16 protein-coding genes, 1 other RNA gene and 1 pseudogene are annotated in these 14,824 nt (G+C 72.4%); 10 read left to right on the forward strand and 8 right to left on the reverse strand.

The genetic code is table 11. The features are described from left to right. From VGL30_RS12140 to ffs, 4 genes and pseudogenes are all read right to left on the reverse strand, one after another. Positions 1 to 212: pseudogene (locus VGL30_RS12140) on the reverse strand (recombination protein RecR); the annotation flags it as partial. After that, positions 213 to 533, reverse strand: a complete 321-nt coding sequence (locus VGL30_RS12145; protein ID WP_331540256.1) for a YbaB/EbfC family nucleoid-associated protein — start codon at positions 531 to 533, stop codon at positions 213 to 215. 6 nt (positions 534 to 539) lie between these two features. Next, on the reverse strand, positions 540 to 2,330 hold the full coding sequence (locus VGL30_RS12150; protein ID WP_331540257.1) for a DNA polymerase III subunit gamma/tau: 1,791 nt from the start codon (positions 2,328 to 2,330) through the stop codon (positions 540 to 542). Between the two features lie 25 nt (positions 2,331 to 2,355). Then, positions 2,356 to 2,448, reverse strand: an RNA gene (gene ffs / locus VGL30_RS12155) — signal recognition particle sRNA small type. Between the two features lie 62 nt (positions 2,449 to 2,510). Between ffs and nudC the strand changes: the two genes are divergently transcribed. The 3 genes from nudC to VGL30_RS12170 all read left to right on the forward strand — a co-directional run bounded on the left by nudC (position 2,511) and on the right by VGL30_RS12170 (position 5,323). Further along, positions 2,511 to 3,434 carry an NAD(+) diphosphatase gene (gene nudC / locus VGL30_RS12160; protein ID WP_331540258.1) on the forward strand — a complete coding sequence of 308 codons (924 nt, stop codon included), beginning with the start codon at positions 2,511 to 2,513 and terminating at the stop codon, positions 3,432 to 3,434. A 40-nt stretch (positions 3,435 to 3,474) separates the two neighbouring features. Continuing rightward, a complete protein-coding gene (locus VGL30_RS12165) occupies positions 3,475 to 4,746 on the forward strand; it encodes a DNA recombination protein RmuC (RefSeq protein ID WP_331540259.1) in 1,272 nt (423 codons plus the stop codon). Between the two features lie 67 nt (positions 4,747 to 4,813). After that, on the forward strand, positions 4,814 to 5,323 hold the full coding sequence (locus VGL30_RS12170) for a peptide deformylase (RefSeq protein ID WP_331540260.1): 510 nt from the start codon (positions 4,814 to 4,816) through the stop codon (positions 5,321 to 5,323). Positions 5,324 to 5,510: 187 nt separating this feature from the next. Here the strand turns inward: VGL30_RS12170 and VGL30_RS12175 are convergent, their stop codons facing one another. Further along, positions 5,511 to 5,858, reverse strand: a complete 348-nt coding sequence (locus tag VGL30_RS12175; protein WP_331540261.1) for a hypothetical protein — start codon at positions 5,856 to 5,858, stop codon at positions 5,511 to 5,513. A gap of 89 nt (positions 5,859 to 5,947) precedes the next feature. Here VGL30_RS12175 and fmt point away from each other — a divergent pair, with 89 nt between their 5' ends. Then, positions 5,948 to 6,874 carry a methionyl-tRNA formyltransferase gene (gene fmt, locus VGL30_RS12180; RefSeq protein WP_331540262.1) on the forward strand — a complete coding sequence of 309 codons (927 nt, stop codon included), beginning with the start codon at positions 5,948 to 5,950 and terminating at the stop codon, positions 6,872 to 6,874. Then, the gene (gene truA / locus VGL30_RS12185) at positions 6,874 to 7,611 is read left to right on the forward strand and encodes a tRNA pseudouridine(38-40) synthase TruA (RefSeq protein WP_331540263.1); all 738 of its coding nucleotides are present in this window, start codon (positions 6,874 to 6,876) and stop codon (positions 7,609 to 7,611) included. The genes fmt and truA overlap by 1 nt, the downstream gene beginning before the upstream one ends. A gap of 31 nt (positions 7,612 to 7,642) precedes the next feature. On the opposite strand, the gene VGL30_RS12190 is transcribed toward truA, so the two are convergent. Further along, on the reverse strand, positions 7,643 to 9,310 hold the full coding sequence (locus VGL30_RS12190; RefSeq protein ID WP_331540264.1) for a glycosyltransferase family 39 protein: 1,668 nt from the start codon (positions 9,308 to 9,310) through the stop codon (positions 7,643 to 7,645). A gap of 55 nt (positions 9,311 to 9,365) precedes the next feature. On the opposite strand from VGL30_RS12190, the gene VGL30_RS12195 reads away from it, so the two are divergent. Beyond that, complete coding sequence (locus tag VGL30_RS12195; RefSeq protein WP_331540265.1) at positions 9,366 to 10,091, forward strand: glycosyltransferase family 2 protein; 726 nt, start codon at positions 9,366 to 9,368, stop codon at positions 10,089 to 10,091. A gap of 76 nt (positions 10,092 to 10,167) precedes the next feature. Then, on the forward strand, positions 10,168 to 10,593 hold the full coding sequence (locus VGL30_RS12200; protein WP_331540266.1) for a hypothetical protein: 426 nt from the start codon (positions 10,168 to 10,170) through the stop codon (positions 10,591 to 10,593). A 256-nt stretch (positions 10,594 to 10,849) separates the two neighbouring features. On the opposite strand, the gene VGL30_RS12205 is transcribed toward VGL30_RS12200, so the two are convergent. Both VGL30_RS12205 and phaR read right to left on the reverse strand, forming a co-directional pair. Beyond that, positions 10,850 to 11,176: a hypothetical protein gene (locus VGL30_RS12205; protein ID WP_331540267.1), complete on the reverse strand. Its 327-nt coding sequence runs from the start codon at positions 11,174 to 11,176 to the stop codon at positions 10,850 to 10,852. 69 nt (positions 11,177 to 11,245) lie between these two features. Beyond that, on the reverse strand, positions 11,246 to 11,854 hold the full coding sequence (gene phaR / locus VGL30_RS12210) for a polyhydroxyalkanoate synthesis repressor PhaR (protein WP_331540268.1): 609 nt from the start codon (positions 11,852 to 11,854) through the stop codon (positions 11,246 to 11,248). 177 nt (positions 11,855 to 12,031) lie between these two features. Here phaR and VGL30_RS12215 point away from each other — a divergent pair, with 177 nt between their 5' ends. The 3 genes from VGL30_RS12215 (at position 12,032) to VGL30_RS12225 (ending at position 14,800) form a co-directional block, all read left to right on the forward strand. Then, positions 12,032 to 13,207, forward strand: a complete 1,176-nt coding sequence (locus VGL30_RS12215; protein ID WP_331540269.1) for an acetyl-CoA C-acetyltransferase — start codon at positions 12,032 to 12,034, stop codon at positions 13,205 to 13,207. A gap of 47 nt (positions 13,208 to 13,254) precedes the next feature. After that, entirely contained in the window at positions 13,255 to 13,980 is a 726-nt protein-coding gene (gene phbB, locus VGL30_RS12220; RefSeq protein ID WP_331540270.1) for an acetoacetyl-CoA reductase, read from the forward strand. Between the two features lie 139 nt (positions 13,981 to 14,119). Continuing rightward, positions 14,120 to 14,800 carry a DUF4908 domain-containing protein gene (locus VGL30_RS12225; RefSeq protein ID WP_331540271.1) on the forward strand — a complete coding sequence of 227 codons (681 nt, stop codon included), beginning with the start codon at positions 14,120 to 14,122 and terminating at the stop codon, positions 14,798 to 14,800. The last annotated feature ends 24 nt before the right edge of the window (positions 14,801 to 14,824 follow it).

Genomic DNA, 14,824 nt, shown 5'->3' on the forward strand with positions numbered 1-14,824 from the left:
CAGGGATCGGTGGTGTCCAGCGCGCCGCACACCGAACAGGCGCGCACCTTGTCCGCCGCCTCGGCGAGGGCCTGGGCCAGGGGAGCCAGCAGCTGGTCGCGGCGCTTGAGCAGGGCCAGGGCGGCGCGCTTGGCCGAGCGCGGCCCCAGCCCCGGCAGCTTGCCCAGCAGGGAGATCAGGCGTTCGATCTCGGGTCCGGCGGAGGCGGCCACCTAGAACTTCGGCATCCCGGGCATGCCCGCGAGAGGGCCGGCGACCTCGGCCATCATCTCCTGCTGCTTCTGGTCCAGCTTGCGCTTGGCGTCGGCGTGGGCGGCGACGATCAGGTCGGCCAGCACCTCGCCTTCGCCGGGGGCCAGCAGGCTCTCGTCCATCTCCACGCCGGAGAGTTCGCCGGAGCCCTTCAGGGTCAGCTTGACCATGCCGCCGCCCGAGGAGCCTTCCACCTTCATCTCGGCGAGCTTGGCCTGGGCGTCGGCCAGCTTCTGCTGCATGGCCTGGGCCTGCTTCATCAGGTTCCCGAAATCCTTCATCGGCGGTCAGTCCTCGTCGTCCTCGGGGTCGTCTTCGGTGGGGGCGGCGGCCTCCGGCTGCGGCAGGCTGCGGACCCCGATGATCTCGGCGCCCGGGAAGGCGGCCATCACCGCGCGCACGAACGGGTCCTGCTCCACGTCGGCGCGGACCTCGCGCTCCTCGCGCTTCTGCCGCTCCCACTGGCTCTCGGCCCCGCCGCCGCCCTGGGCGATCAGCCATGGCTGGCCGGTCCATTCCTTCAGCCGGTTGACCAGCCGCTGGGCCAGGTTGCCGGGCGCGCCCGGCGCCGGCTCATACTCGATGGCGCCCGGCCGGAAGCTGATCGGGCGCACATAGCGCTCGACGTCCAGCCGAAGCGCGATGTCGCGGCGCTTGTCGATCAGCGCCAGCACCTCGTCGAAGCTCTGCGGATTGGCCAGCGGCTCGCTGAGGGAGACCTGGGGCGCGACCATACGCGCCGTGGCCAGGCCGGCGCCTCCCCCGCCGGAGCCGCCTCCGCCGGACGGCGCAGGCGCCGGACCGCCGCCGGGCGGCTCGCCCGCCTCGCCGCCGGACTGCAGCCGCTTCAGCGCCTCCTCCGGCCCCGGCAGGTCGGCGGCGTAGGCCAGGCGAATCAGCGCCATGTCGGCCGCCGCCGCCGCGTCCGGCGCCCGGCGCACCTCGTCGGCGGCCTTCAGCAGCATCTGCCACAGCCGCGAGAGCACGCCGGGCGACACCGCCGCCCCGACCGCCGTCAGCCGCGCCGCCTGGTCCTTCGGCAGGGTCAGCGCCTGCGGCCCCACCGCGCGGGCCACCGCCGCCCCGTGACAGTGGTCCAGCAGGTCCAGCATCACCTGGCCCGGATCGGCGCCGTAGCCGTAGAGGGCGCGGAAGGTCTCGATGGCCGGCCCCGCCTCGCCGCGCATCACCTGCTCGAAGAGGCCAATGGTCTGCGCCCGGTCGGCCAAGCCTAGCATGTCGCGGATCACCGCCGCGCCCACCGTCTGGCCGGGCTCGGCCTGGACGATGGCCTGGTCCAGCATCGACTGGGCGTCGCGCACCGAGCCCTCCGCGGCGCGGGCGATCAGCATCAGCCCCTCGCCGTCCACCCGCGCGCCCTCGGCCTCGGCCACCATTTCCAGGTTAGCGACGATCACGTCCGGCTCCACCCGGCGCAGGTCGAAGCGCTGGCAGCGGGACAGGATGGTCACCGGCACCTTGCGGATCTCGGTGGTGGCGAAGATGAACTTGGCGTGCGGCGGCGGCTCTTCCAGCGTCTTGAGCAGGGCGTTGAACGCCGCCGTCGAGAGCATGTGCACTTCGTCGATGACGTAGACCTTGTAGCGCGCCTCGACCGGGGCGTAGCGCACCCCGTCCAGCAGCTCGCGCATCTCGTCCACCTTGGTGCGGCTGGCGGCGTCCAGCTCGAGCACGTCCATGTGCCGGCCGTCGATGATCGCCTGGCAGTGGCGGCCCATCACCGCGAGGTCGAGGGCGGGCGCGTGGACCGCGTCGGTCTCGTAGTTCAGCGCCCGGGCCAGCAGGCGGGCCGTGGTGGTCTTGCCCACCCCGCGCACGCCGGTCAGCATGAAGGCGTGGGCGATCCGGCCGCTGGCGAAGGCGTTCTTCAGGGTGCGGACCATCGCCTCCTGGCCCACCAGGTCCTCGAAGGTCCGCGGGCGGTACTTCCGCGCGATGACGGTGTAGGCGGCCGACGGCCCCTCGACCGGCGCGGGCGCGGGCGCGCCGAACATGTCCGCGGTGTCGGGATCACGCTCGGGCGTCTCTTGTTCGAGCGTGAGGTCTTCGTCGGCCATCGGCGGCTTTTGTCGGAGGAGCGGGTGGAGACCGGCAGACGACCCGGAGCGAAACTCGTTGCGGCTGCTTCCTTCCGGACCTGACCGGGTTGGCGAGGCGTCCGCCCGTCGCCGATCTCCGCCCCCAATATCGCGTTCTCGGGGGTCGCGCGCAAGCGTGGGCGCGGCTAGAACTTGCATATGCCCCTCAAGTCCTTCCTCAACACCTTCGCCGGCAACCCGCTGGACCGCGCCAGCGACCGCCGCGTGGACCCCGCCTGGATCGCCGCCAAGCTCGCCGCCCGGGACTCCCGGGCGCTGGCCGTCTGGAACGGCAGGCCGCTGCTGGAACCGGGCCCCGACGGGCCGCAGGTCGCCTACCTGCCCGCCGGCATGGCCGAGGAGCTGTCCGGCGGGCCCGAGCGGCTGCTGTTCCTGGGCCTGTGGAAGGACGCCGCGATCTTCGCCGTCGACCTGGAGGGGACCGCCGATCCCACCGAGGGGCCGCTGGCCGGCATGGGCGCTTTCGAGGACCTGCGCGGCGCCGCCCTGACGCTGTCCCCCCACGAGGCCGCCATCGCCGCCACCGCCAAGCAGATGTTCGAGTGGCGCCGCCGCCATCGCCACTGCGCCGGCTGCGGCGAGCCCAGCGAGGTGGCCGACGGCGGCTGGAAGCGCAAGTGCCCCGCCTGCGAGACCGAGCACTTCCCGCGCACCGACCCGGTGGTGATCATGCTGGCGGTGCACCAGGACCGCTGCATGCTGGGCCGCCAGGAGGCCTGGCGCGCCGGCCTGTTCTCGGCGCTGGCGGGCTTCCTCGAGCCCGGCGAATCCATCGAGGAGGCCTGCGCCCGCGAGCTCTTCGAGGAGGCGGCCCTGGAGGCGGTGAGCGTGCGCTACCACTCCACCCAGCCCTGGCCCTGGCCATCGTCGCTGATGATCGGCCTGATCGCCGAGGTGGCCAACGACCAGGCCGCCCCCGACCAGACCGAGCTGGCGGAGGTGCGCTGGTTCACCAAGGCGCAGGCCCGCGCCTTGATCGCCGGGACCCTGGCCGGAACCTCGATCCCCGGCCCCATGGCCATCGCCCACCAGCTTCTGAAGTCCTGGTCGCAGGAGGATTGAGGCTGGCCGCGAATCGGCGGCGGGGGTAAAGGAACGGAGCATGAACGCTACGCTGATCGCCCTCGCCGCCTGCGTATTGCTGGCCCTGGCCGCCATCGGCTGGGCCCTGATGGAGCGGGCCCGCGCGGCCGGCGCCGAGGCGCGGGCCTGGGCGATGGGCGCCGAGGCCGCCGAGAACAAGGTGCGGCTGCGGCTGATCGAGGAGCAGTCGGCGCAGCAGGGCGACTTCCTCAGGGCGCAGGCCGCGCAGTCCGCCGGCGCGGTGGCCGACGAACTGGTCAAGCGGGCCGACGAGAGCTTCAGGAACCGCGAGCTGCTGGCCCAGGCGCGGCTGGAGGCGCAGCTGAAGCCGGTGGCCGACACCCTGCTGAAGTTCCAGGAGCAGACGGCCGCGGCCGAGAAGGCGCGGGCCGAGGACTCCGGCGGGCTGAAGGCGCAGATCGCGCAGATGCTGGCGGCCTCGATGGCGACCCAGGACGAGGCGCGCAAGCTGTCCGCCGTCCTGCGGCGCGGGGCCGGCGTGCAGGGCCGCTGGGGCGAGCAGACCCTGCGCAACGTGCTGGAGGCCGCGGGCCTGAACAACCGCTACGACTTCGAGGAACAGACCTCCACCGAGACGGAGGAGGGCCGCCGGCGGCCGGACGTCACCGTTCGCCTGCCGGGCGGCGGGGTGTTCGTGGTCGACGCCAAGTGCTCGCTGAACGCCTTCCTCGACGCCCAGGACGCCACCGACGACCTGGTCCGCGACGGCTGCCTGGCGCGCCACGCCCAGAGCGTGCGGGCGCACATGCAGGGGCTGTCGGCCAAGGCCTACTGGGACCAGTTCGAGGCCTCGCCCGACTTCGTGGCCATGTTCGTGCCCGGCGACTCCATCCTGTCGGCGGCGCTGGAGCGGGCGCCGGAGCTGATGAGCGAGGCGATGGACCGCCGCGTGGTGATCGTCACCCCCACCACCCTGTTCGCGCTGTGCAAGGCGGTGGCCTACGGCTGGCGGGGCGAGGAGCAGGCGCTCAACGCCCGCAAGATCGCCGAGCTGGGCCGCGAGCTCTACAAGCGCCTGTCGGTGATGGGCTCGCACGCCCACGCCGCCGGCCGCTCGCTGGACCAGGCGGTGGGGCACTACAACAAGATGGTGGCCTCGCTGGAGACCCAGGTGATCACCCAGGCCCGGCGCTTCGAGGAGCTGAAGGTCGACCACGAGGGCCGCAAGCTGGAGATCCTGGCGCCGATCGAGACGGCGGTGCGCCCGCTGGCCAAGCTGACGTCGGCGCCCGAGCCGCAGATCCGGGTGGTGGGCGGCGAGGACGCCTGAAACGACCGGCCGCTAAGCGACAGGCCGCCGCCTTGACGCCGCAGGCGCTGGGACTTACCTCCCCGGCATGGCTTTACGAGAAATCCTGATCGTTCCGGACCCCCGGCTGAAGCAGAAATCCGCCCCCGTCGAAGGCGTGGACGACGAGCTTCGCGCGCTGATGGACGACATGCTGGAGACCATGTACGCCGCGCCGGGCATCGGCCTGGCCGCGATCCAGATCGGCGTACCGCAGCGGGTGATCGTCATGGACCTCGCCCGGCAGGAGGAGGAGAAGGCGCCGCGCTTCCTGGTCAATCCCCAGATCCTCTGGACGTCCGAGGAGACCGTCCCCTACGAGGAAGGCTGCCTCTCGGTCCCCGAGATCTTCGACGAGGTGGAGCGCCCGGCCCGGGTGCGGATCCGCTACCTCGACTATCACGGCAAGGCCGTCGAGGAGGACGCCGAAGGGATCTTCGCCGTCTGCGTCCAGCACGAGATGGACCACCTGGACGGCGTCCTGTTCATCGACCACCTGTCGCGGCTGAAGCGCGAGCAGGCGGTGAAAAAGGTGAAGAAGCAGGCGAAGGCGGCTTAAGGCCGCCGACCACTTCCCTTTATGACGGCCTCGCCGGGCTTGTCCCGGCGACCCATGCACACCGGCTCTCGGATCGATTCTGGACCGCGGTGTTCATGGGGCCCCGGCATTCCGCGCGCGCCGCGCTCCAGCCGGGGATGACGTCCATGATTTGGATGCGCGGATCTAGCCGCGTCCGTCCCTCTTCCTACTTCTTCTCCGCCGCCTTTTCCTCCGGCGTCGGCGCGGTGGCTTGGTGGATGGCGGCCTTGGTATCGCGGGCGACGTCCTTGGCGGCGTCGGCGGCGGCGAGCTTGGCGTCCGCCCCGGCGGCCTTCACGGCGGCGCCGGCCTCCTTGGCGGCCTGCTCGGCCTCGGCCTTGGCCTTCCGGACGTCCTCGTCGGAGGCCACCTTGTTCACGCCCTCCTGGACGCTGGACGTGACCTTGTCGCCGGCCTCCTTGGCCTTCTGGTTGGCGTCCGCCTGCTCGGCTTTGGAGCAGCCGGCGAGGGTCAGGCCGGCCAGGGCCAGGCCAACGATGAGGATCTTGCGCATGAGGTCTCCTTGGCGGTTTCCGGCCCCGGGCGGACCTTAGCCCGGCGGCGGCGCTTCCCGCAAAGGATCGGCGCCGCTAAACGAAGGGCATGCGCCTGGCCTTCCTTGGAACCCCCCCCTTCGCCGCCGCCGTGCTGGCGGCCCTCGCCGAGGCGGGGCACGAGATCGCGGCGGCCTATTCCCAGCCGCCCGCTCCGCGGGGACGCGGCCAGGCCCTGCGGCCCTCGGCCGTCCAGGCGCTGGCCGAGCGGCTGGGAGTCGAGGTGCGCACCCCGGCCTCCATGCGCGATCCGGCGGAGATCGCGGCCTTTGCGGCGCTGGACCTGGACGCCGCCGTGGTGGCCGCCTTCGGCCAGATCCTGCCGGGCGAGGTGCTGGAGGCGCCCCGGCTCGGCTCCTACAACCTGCACGGCTCGCTGCTGCCGCGCTGGCGGGGCGCGGCCCCCATCCAGCGAGCGATCATGGCCGGCGACCGGATCACCGGGGTGCAGGTGATGCGCATGACCGAGGGGCTGGACGAGGGCCCGGTGCTGGCTGCCGCCGCCACGCGGATCGACGCCCTGGACACCGGTGGGACCCTGCACGACCGGCTGGCCGCCGCCGCCGCGGAGCTGATCGTCCGCACCCTGCCGTCCATCGCCGACGGGACGGCGGTGGCGACGCCGCAGCCCGCGGAGGGCGTCACCTACGCCAGGAAGATCCGGCCGAAGGAGGCGAAGCTCGACTGGGCCAGGCCCGCCGCCGAAGTGGACCGCAAGATCCGCGCCCTGTCGCCGTTCCCCGGGGCCTGGTTCACCGCGCCCTCGGACAAGGGCCCCGTGCGGGTGAAGGCGCTGCTGTCGCAACAGGAGGACGCCGGCGGCGCGCCCGGCGCGCTGCTGGACGACAAGCTGCTGGTGGCCTGCGGCGAGGGGGCGGTGCGCCTGCTGCGGGTGCAGCGCGAAGGGCGCGGGCCGCAGGACGCGGAGGTCTTCCTGCGCGGCTTTCCGCTGGCGGCTGGCGCCGTGGTCGGCTGATGCCGCGCTACCGGCTCGTGGTGGAGTACGACGGCGGCCCCTACAACGGCTTCCAGGCGCAGGCGGACCAGCCGTCGGTGCAGGGCGCGCTGGAGCGCGCGGTGGCGGCCTTCTGCGGCGAGACGGTGCGGATCCACGCTGCGGGCCGCACGGACTCGGGCGTCCACGCCACCGGCCAGTGCGTGCACGTGGACCTGACCCGGGACTGGCCGGCGGAGACGGTGCGCCAGGCGCTGAACGCCCACCTGGGGCGCGAGCCGATCTCCGTGCTGGCGGCGGCCGTGGCGCCCGCCGGCTGGCACGCGCGCTTCTCCGCCCGCGAGCGGCGCTACCTCTACCGCATCCTCAACCGGCCGAGCCCGCCCGGCCTCGACCGCGGCCGCGTCTGGCACGTGCGCAGGGCCCTGGACGCCGCGGCGATGCACGCCGCGGCGCAGGCGCTCGTGGGGCTGCACGACTTCACCACCTTCCGCGACGTGCGTTGCCAGTCGAAGTCGCCGGTCAAGACCCTGGATTCGGTGAGCGTCGCCCGGGAGGGGGACGAGGTGCGGCTGACCTTCGCCGCCCGCTCCTTCCTGCACCGGCAGGTGCGCTCGATGACCGGCAGCCTGGTGGAGGTGGGCCTCGGTCGGTGGACGGCGGCGGACCTGGAAGCCGCCCTGGAGGCCCGAGACCGCGACGCCTGCGGAACTGTGGCCCCGGCGCAGGGCCTCTATCTCACCGGCGTCGGATATTGAGCCCCGCCTCTTCGGAGCCGCCGGGGGCGGCTCATTCCCCGGGCGGCTCCTTAGGGCGGTAGATGCGCAGGACGTCGCGGTCGCCGTTGGAATAGTCGAGGCCCTTCACCTCGCCCGTCGCCAGCGCCTGGGCGCCGACGGCGGCCAGCGCCCGGCGGAAGGCCGGCTCCTCGCGCGCCTCCACCACGGCCGGCCGGCCGTCGGCGATGGCGGCGGCCGCTTCGTCGGCGCCGCCCAGCTCGGTGGGCGTGCCCAGGGCGAAGACCAGGCTGGGCTCCGCATAGCCCGCCACCGCCACGGGCGCCGAGGCCATGCCCTGGCGGGGCAGGAGGTTGGCCGCCGCCATGGCCGCCTCGGTGCGGTGCGACAGCCAGAGCGGTCCGAGCCTGGGCAGCAACAGGGCCGCCAGCGCCGCGTGGCCGGCGATCCCCAGTCCCAGCGCCACGGCCAGCGCGCCGTGCTGCGCCTTGCGGATCAGCAGGAAGCCGCCGGCGAGGCCGGCCATGGCCAGCAGGCCGCCCGCCACGGCCGCGGCGCTCACGTCGCCCGCGTCGCCGTACTGGGTCGTGAGGTAGAAGACCCCCGCCGCCAGGGCGAGCCCGGCCAGCGCCGAGAGCGCCGCCCCGGTCCAACGCTCGCCCGGGCCCCGCACGTCCCGCAGCGCCGCCGCGGCCAGCCAGGCCAGCGCCCCGTAGGCGGGCAGGGGATAGTGGGCGAGCTTGGTGGGCACGAGCTCGAACACCAGCCAGGCCGGCGCGAGCCAGGCCAGCGCGAACCGCACCCCGGGCTGCCGCCGCTCGCGCCAGGCGGTCACGGCCGCCGCCGGCAGCAGCAGGGTCGCCGGAAAGAACAGGATCAGCGCCATCGCCGTGTGGTAGCCGGGCGGCGCGCCGTGGGTCTCCTGCCCGCCGGCCAGCTTCGGGGCCAGGTCGCTGGCCAGCGCCGTGGTCCAGAAGGCGCCGTCGGTGGCGATGGTCACCGCGCCGGCCCAGGGCCCGCAGATCGCCGCCAGCAGGATCAGGCCCCAGCCCCAGCCGATGGTCTTCAGCCATCCCGCCCGCCGGTCCCAGGCCGCGAGCGTCAGGGCGGCCAGCATCACCACCATCGGCCCCACCGGCCCCTTCACCAGGGTGGCGAGGGAGATCCCCAGCCAGAACAGCAGCTTGATCCGCCGCCCGCTCCCCGGCCCGTCGCGGGCCGCATAGATCCGGCCCAGCGCCGCCATGGCCAGCGTCGTGGTCCCGCAGAGCACCGCGTCGGTCTTGGCGATGAAGGCCTCGGTGGAGAGCAGCAGGGTCGAGCCCAGGATCGCGCCGGCCGCCAGGCTGGTCCCGCCGCCGAAGAAGGCGGCCGCCCCCCAGGCGCAGGCCGCGGCCGCCAGCATGGCGCCCGCCAGCGAGGGCAGGCGATAGGCCCAGATCTGCCGGGCCTCGGGGTCCGAGAAGACCCGCACGCTGGCGGCCTGCATCCAGTGGATGCCCACCGGCTTCTTGAACCGCGGCGCGTCCTGGAAGCGGATGACCACGAAGTCCCCGTCCTCCAGCATCTGCGCCGTCGCCTGGGCGAAGCGTGATTCGTCGCGGTCCAGGGGCGGCACGGCCAGCAGGCCCGGCAGGCCCGCCGCCAGGGCGATCAGCGCCGCCAGGAACGGGCCGCGCCATCCCTGGCTCCACCGCCTGAGGAAGGCTTCCAGCTTCATGGCGCGACAGATAGCACGATCCTTTCCCGCACCGACTTTTCCGCTATGGGAGGGCATGGCCCCCCTGCCGGACATCTCCGTCGTCGTGCCCGTCTTCGACGAGGAGGGGGCGGCGCCGGCGCTCGCCCGCGAGATCGCCCAGGCCTTCGCCGGCCGTGACTTCGAAATCCTGTTCATAGACGACGCCAGCCGGGACGGGACGCTGGCGGCGCTCTCGGCCCTGAAGGCCGACATCCCCCAGCTCCGCGTGTTGAGCCACCGGGCCAACGCCGGCCAGAGCCGGGCGATTCGCTCCGGGGTGCTGGCGGCCCGCGCGCCGATCGTCGTCACCCTGGACGGCGACGGCCAGAACGACCCCGCCGACGGCCCCGGCCTCGCCGACGCCCTGGCGGCCGGCCCGGCGCAGCTCGCCCTGGTCGGCGGCGAGCGGGTCAAACGCCAGGATTCGGCGGCCAAGCGCGTCGCCTCGCGGCTCGGCAACGGGGTGCGCAAGCGGCTGCTGAAGGACACGGCCAACGACACCGGCTGCGGGCTGAAGGCCTTCCGCCGGGAGGCCTTCCTGCGGTTGCCCTACTTCGACCACATCCACCGCTACCTGCCGGCCCTGATGATCCGCGAGGGCTATCAGGTGGCCTTCCAGCCGGTGAACCACCGCCATCGCCGGACGGGCGCGTCGAAGTACACCAACCTCGGCCGCCTCTGGGCCTCGGCCTCGGACCTGCTGGGGGTGGTCTGGCTGCAGCGGCGCAGCCGCAGTCCGCAAGGCGTCGACGAGGCCTGAGCCCGGCCCCTTGCGGCCCCGGACAAAGCGGCTAAGCCTGAAGCCCGCCGATCCGGTCGGCGGGGGGAGGGCCGCCATGTTCGCCGCATTGCCGCTGCTGTTGCTGCCGGTGCTGGTCTACAACCTGATCGTGCTCACCCTCTCGGGCGGGTTCACGGCGGTGGACGCCGACGTGCGCATGGACCAGCGCCTGTTCTCCGTGCACATGACGTCGCACATCGACTGGAACGTCACCCTGGGCGACCTGCTGCTGGCCGCGGCGCTGGTGGTGCTGTTCGTCGAGCTCCTGAAGTCCACCACCAGCCGGCGGATCGCCATCGTCAATCACTCGCTGTCGCTGGTGCTGTTCATCGTCTGCCTGGTGGAGTTCCTGCTGGCGCCGGCCTGCGCCACCTCCACCTTCTTCCTCCTGGGGTTGATGGTGCTGCTGGACGTGCTGGCCGGGTTCATCGTCACCATCGTCTCGGCGCGCCGGGACATGGAGTTCACCAACGAGCGGTGAGCCTCAGGTCAGGGCGGTCAGGATCAGGGCGACCATGGCGACCTCGAAGAAGCGACTGGCGAACAGAACCATGGCTTGACCCGGCTGACGGCGATTCAGACCTGGTTAAGCAAGATGGGCGCCACTGTGGCGCAGGGCGCGGGGGGCCTCGTCCCTAGGCAAATTCCGCCGACGCGGCCGCCTTGGCTGGGCGAAAGCCGCATTCGCCGGGGTGAGCGGTGTGTGGATTTTGGCTCGGGTATCTCTCCCGAGTTCCTCAGATCTCGGTCTTCGTCGCCCGCCCCGCCTTCGCGCGGCGGTCGGCGGCGCCGGACCATTCGGTGCGGACGTAGCTGCTCTTGGCGGCGTCCAGGGTCGCGGGCCCGCCGCGCAGGCCGCGCTTCTGGCCGTCCTGGCCCAGCAGGTGGGCGGCGAACCCGGCGGCGGCGGGGCGCGCCCCGGAGAGCGGCGGAGCGGCCTCGGCCTGCGGCTCGATCGGGACGGGCAGGCTGCGCTCGTCGAAGTCCGGCGCGTCCTGGGCGGGGCGGGCCTCGGACGCGCGGACGCGGCCGGTGCGGCGGATCGGATCGACAGGCGAGGTCATGGCTGCGCGATCATGCCGCGGCTTCGTTAAAAAACGCCGAGCCGCGCTCCCCCCGGGAGCGAGAATCGCTCAGCGCTTGGCGAGCTTCTCGATCTGCGCCTGCATCTCCTCCATCCGCTTGCGCAGGTCGGCGAGCGCGTCCTCGGCGGCCGGCGCGGCGGCGGGCTCCGCCTTGGGCGCCGGCGGCTCCTCGGGCCGCGCGGCGTAGGCGAAGGGCGAGAACATCTTCATCGCCCGGTCGAACAGGGCGAGGTTCTGGCGCACCTGATCGTCGAAGGGACCGAGCCCGGGCGTCGTCCCCAGGCCGCCGATCTGGCTGCGCATCCGCTCCTGCTGCTGGGTGAAGCTGGCGAGCGAAAGCTCCAGGTAGCTGGGCAGGAAGGACTGCAGGGAGTTGCCGTAGAAGCCGATCAGCTGCCGCAGGAACTGGATCGGCAGCAGGCTCTGCCCCTGGCTCTCCTCCTCGAAGATGATCTGTGTGAGGACGGAGCGGGTGATGTCGTCGTTGGTCTTGGCGTCATAGACTACGAAGTCGACGTTCTGCTTCACCATCTCGGAGAGATGCTCGAGCGTCACGTAGGAGCTTGACGCGGTGTTGTAGAGCCGTCGGTTCGCATACTTCTTGATGACGACGCGTTCGCCTTCCGGCGTTCCGGTCTTGTCCTGGACGTCGACCATTCCAGTCCCTTTTGCGGGCCCGCCGCCGCCTGGCTGCAGGTCCCTTTCCGCAGCGCAGTATCGCGGATGCGAGCGCAATGGCAAATCGGAGTTGATTCAAGCCTGCGGATGGCGAACAGCTTGCCGCGCAGGATCTGCGTCCCGATAGATGAACGCGGTGAGTCACAGGAGTTTCCGATGAGCGACATCGTCATCGTTTCGGCCGCCCGCACGCCGGTGGGCGCGTTCAACGGGGCGCTCTCCGGCCTGCCGGCGCACGAGCTGGGCCGGGTGGCGATCCAGGCGGCGCTGGAACGGGCGGGCGTCGGCGTCGGCGAGGTCGACGAGGTGATCCTGGGGCAGGTGCTGCAGGCGGGCGCGGGCCAGGGTCCGGCGCGGCAGGCGTCCATCAATGCGGGGATTCCGGCGGAGGCGCCGGCCTGGAGCCTGAACCAGCTCTGCGGCTCGGGCCTGCGCGCCGTGGCGCTGGCGGCCCAGCAGGTCGCCGAGGGCGCGTCGAGGATCGTCGTCGCCGGCGGCCAGGAGAGCATGAGCCAGTCGCCCCACGTCGCCCACCTGCGCAACGGGACCAAGATGGGCGATCTGGCGCTGATGGACTCGATGCTGAAGGACGGCCTGCTGGACGCCTTCCACGGCTACCACATGGGCCAGACCGCCGAGAACATCGCCGCCCGCTGGCAAATCACCCGCGAGGACCAGGACGTGTTCGCCGTCGCCAGCCAGAACCGCGCCGAGGCCGCCCAGAAGGCCGGCCGGTTCAAGGACGAGATCGTCCCGGTGACCATCAAGGGCCGCAAGGGCGACACGGTGGTGGCCGACGACGAGTACATCCGCCACGGCGCCACGCTGGAGAGCGTCGCGGGCCTGAGGGCCGCCTTCAGCAAGGACGGCTCCGTCACCGCCGCCAACGCCTCGGGGATCAACGACGGGGCCGCGGCCCTGGTGCTGATGAGCGCGAAGGACGCCGCCGGCCGCGGCCTGGAGCCGTTGGCCCGCATCGCCTCCTGGGCGCAGGCCGGCGTCGATCCGGCGATCATGGGCACGGGCCCGATCCCCGCCAGCCGCCGGGCGCTGGAGCGGGCCGGATGGAACGTGGCCGACCTCGACCTCGTGGAGTCCAACGAGGCCTTCGCCGCCCAGTCGCTCTGCGTGGTCCGCGACCTCGGCCTGGACCCGGCCAAGACCAATGTGAACGGCGGCGCCATCGCCATCGGCCATCCGATCGGGGCGTCGGGCGCGCGCATCCTGACCACCCTGCTGCACGAAATGCGGCGGTCGGGAGCGGGCAAGGGCCTGGCGACGTTATGCATAGGCGGCGGCATGGGCGTCGCCATGTGCGTCGAGGCGATCTAAGGACGGACGCGGGCTGCAACCGCGTCGGGCTAGGGAGGCGAGCGAATATGGCGAGGGTTGCGTTCGTCACGGGCGGCACCCGTGGCATCGGCCGCGCGATCAGCAAGCGCCTGGCTGCGGACGGCTACAAGGTGGCCGCCGGCTTTTCCGGCAACGTCGGCGCCGCTGCGGCCTGCGCCGAGGAATTCGGCGTGATGATCGTCAAGGGCAACGTCGGCAGCTTCGAGGACTGCGGCCGCGCCGTGGCCGAGGTCACCGAGCAACTCGGCCCCGTCGAGATCCTGATCAACAACGCCGGCATCACCCGCGATGCGGTGTTTCACCGCATGTCGCCGGAGCAGTGGTCGGAGGTGATCCGGGTGAACATGGATTCGCTGTTCAACATGACCCGCCACGTCATCGAGGGCATGCGCGCGCGCGGGTGGGGCCGGGTGATCAACATCTCCTCGATCAACGGCCAGAAGGGCCAGGTGGGCCAGGCCAACTACTCCGCCGCCAAGGCCGGCGTCATCGGCTTCACCAAGGCGCTGGCGCTGGAGAACGCCAAGAAGGGGGTGACCGTGAACTGCATCGCCCCGGGCTACATCGACACCGAGATGCTGCAGGCGGTGCCGGCGGAGGTGCTGGAGGGCATCGTGGCGCAGATCCCCGTGGGCCGCCTGGGCCGCGGCGAGGAGATCGCCGACATGGTGGCCTTCCTGGCCGGCGAGCACGCCGCCTATGTCACCGGCTCGACGCTGACGCTGAACGGCGGCCAGTTCATGGCGGGCTGAGCCCGGGCTCCGGGTCCAAAAACCGCCCCAGTCCAAAGCCATCACCCACGGAGTCATGGCGAGAGAGAGATCCGCGTTCGTGAAGGCGATGCTGGGCGCGGCCTGTCTTGTGGTGTCCGCAGGACTTGCCACAAGCGCTATGGCAGGGCCTGAAACCTTGCGCGAGGGCCTGTTCGGAGCCAGGCCATCTGAAGGCCGCACGCCCGACGCGCCCCCGGTCGCCCGCTACGTCTCGGAAGACGGCCAGGGGTTCACCCTGGACCGCACGCGCAAGCGCGCGCTGCTGAAATTCGACAACAGCCAGGAGGTCTGGGCGCTGTCGCCCCACCCGGCGCCGCGCGGCGACCTGATCTACAAGAACGACCTGGGGCGGCCGATGCTGCGCGCCACCCGCCTGGGCGGCCTGACCCTGTTCACCGATCTGCGGCCCTCCGGTTCGGCGGTGTCGCTCTCAGGCGCCGGCGCGCCCGTGCGGCTGACGCCGCTGGGCCCCCAGGCGCTGGCCGAACGCCTGCTGCAGGCCAGCGCCCGGGCCAGCCGCTCGGCCCGGCGGCTGATCCAGTTCGAGGCCGAGGCCGCCCCGGAGTCCTCCGCCCTGATCGCCGACGCCGCCATCGTCACCGCCGAGGCCGTCGCCCGCATCTCGCGCCGGTCCAACGGCAACCTGCTGCTCACCCAGATCACCAAGGTCACCCTAGTGGAGGGCCGCAGGGTGGACGTGGTGGTGCGGCAGCGCGCGATGCTGATCACGGTCACGCCCGCCGACGGCTTCGCCGGCCGTCCGTCCTCCGACCGCATCGTCGCCGCCGCGTCGAAGTAGCGGTGCAACCGCCGGAAATCCCCC

The sequence above is a fragment of the Phenylobacterium sp. genome (assembly GCF_036502675.1).
Taxonomy (GTDB): domain Bacteria; phylum Pseudomonadota; class Alphaproteobacteria; order Caulobacterales; family Caulobacteraceae; genus Phenylobacterium.

Excerpts from the sequence above, each read along its gene's own strand:
- VGL30_RS12225 (WP_331540271.1), top strand. The coding sequence starts at position 14,120 with ATGGCAGGGCCTGAAACCTTGCGCGAGGGCCTGTTCGGAGCCAGGCCA.
- phbB (WP_331540270.1), top strand. The coding sequence starts at position 13,255 with ATGGCGAGGGTTGCGTTCGTCACGGGCGGCACCCGTGGCATCGGCCGC.
- VGL30_RS12215 (WP_331540269.1), top strand. The coding sequence starts at position 12,032 with ATGAGCGACATCGTCATCGTTTCGGCCGCCCGCACGCCGGTGGGCGCG.
- VGL30_RS12195 (WP_331540265.1), top strand. The coding sequence starts at position 9,366 with ATGGCCCCCCTGCCGGACATCTCCGTCGTCGTGCCCGTCTTCGACGAG.
- truA (WP_331540263.1), top strand. The coding sequence starts at position 6,874 with ATGCCGCGCTACCGGCTCGTGGTGGAGTACGACGGCGGCCCCTACAAC.
- VGL30_RS12150 (WP_331540257.1), bottom strand. The coding sequence starts at position 2,330 with ATGGCCGACGAAGACCTCACGCTCGAACAAGAGACGCCCGAGCGTGAT.
- fmt (WP_331540262.1), top strand. The coding sequence starts at position 5,948 with ATGCGCCTGGCCTTCCTTGGAACCCCCCCCTTCGCCGCCGCCGTGCTG.
- VGL30_RS12190 (WP_331540264.1), bottom strand. The coding sequence starts at position 9,310 with ATGAAGCTGGAAGCCTTCCTCAGGCGGTGGAGCCAGGGATGGCGCGGC.
- VGL30_RS12200 (WP_331540266.1), top strand. The coding sequence starts at position 10,168 with ATGTTCGCCGCATTGCCGCTGCTGTTGCTGCCGGTGCTGGTCTACAAC.
- VGL30_RS12175 (WP_331540261.1), bottom strand. The coding sequence starts at position 5,858 with ATGCGCAAGATCCTCATCGTTGGCCTGGCCCTGGCCGGCCTGACCCTC.
- VGL30_RS12145 (WP_331540256.1), bottom strand. The coding sequence starts at position 533 with ATGAAGGATTTCGGGAACCTGATGAAGCAGGCCCAGGCCATGCAGCAG.
- phaR (WP_331540268.1), bottom strand. The coding sequence starts at position 11,854 with ATGGTCGACGTCCAGGACAAGACCGGAACGCCGGAAGGCGAACGCGTC.
- VGL30_RS12205 (WP_331540267.1), bottom strand. The coding sequence starts at position 11,176 with ATGACCTCGCCTGTCGATCCGATCCGCCGCACCGGCCGCGTCCGCGCG.
- VGL30_RS12165 (WP_331540259.1), top strand. The coding sequence starts at position 3,475 with ATGAACGCTACGCTGATCGCCCTCGCCGCCTGCGTATTGCTGGCCCTG.
- nudC (WP_331540258.1), top strand. The coding sequence starts at position 2,511 with ATGCCCCTCAAGTCCTTCCTCAACACCTTCGCCGGCAACCCGCTGGAC.
- VGL30_RS12170 (WP_331540260.1), top strand. The coding sequence starts at position 4,814 with ATGGCTTTACGAGAAATCCTGATCGTTCCGGACCCCCGGCTGAAGCAG.